Origin of the sequence: Mycobacterium sp. (genome assembly GCF_008709575.1) — a bacterium.
GTDB lineage: Bacteria > Actinomycetota > Actinomycetes > Mycobacteriales > Mycobacteriaceae > Mycobacterium.
In genome coordinates this window covers 1-526 of sequence record NZ_VYIK01000558.1, presented here as the reverse complement: position 1 = coordinate 526, position 526 = coordinate 1, and the positions used below count along the sequence as shown (strand labels likewise).

Genomic DNA, 526 nt, shown 5'->3' with positions numbered 1-526 from the left:
CCCGGCGGGCTGCGGCGGTGCGCCGGGCGGCACCGACATCTATCCGATCCAGCTGGTCCGCTGGTAGCTACGGCACGACCGGCGCCGATTCGTGGCCGGCCGGGCCGGCGTCGGGACGAGCCTTGACGGACGTCCAGCCGACACTAATGATTGGCACAGCAGTCGTCCAGTAACACCGGGGTTCCCCGCATCGCCGGAGGGCCGTTGACAGCAAGAGGTAGCGGGGATGAGTTACCAAGCCGCCGCCCAGCCGGCACCGACCATTGAGCATTTGCTGCACTCCTCCTACCAGCAGTTGGCCGACCGCGCGACACTGCACGACTTTCTGGTACTGCTGGCAGAGCGATTCGCGCGCCACCGGCTCCGCGCCCTGGCGCAGCTGAAAGTCAATTCCACCCAGGGCAAGCCACTGGTGTTGTTTCTGTGCCGCCACAACGCTGGCCGATCACCAATGGCCAAGGGGTTCTTCACCCATTTCGCCGGGGACGCCGCCGTTGCATGGTCCGGCGGCTCCCAGCCCAAGCCC

1 protein-coding gene is annotated in these 526 nt (G+C 67.1%); it reads left to right on the top strand.

The window, feature by feature from the left end; all coding sequences use genetic code 11:
• Positions 1–226 precede the first annotated feature (226 nt).
• A partial coding sequence (locus F6Q13_RS20125; protein ID WP_367141386.1) for a three-helix bundle dimerization domain-containing protein occupies positions 227–526 on the top strand: 300 nt, incomplete at its 3' end.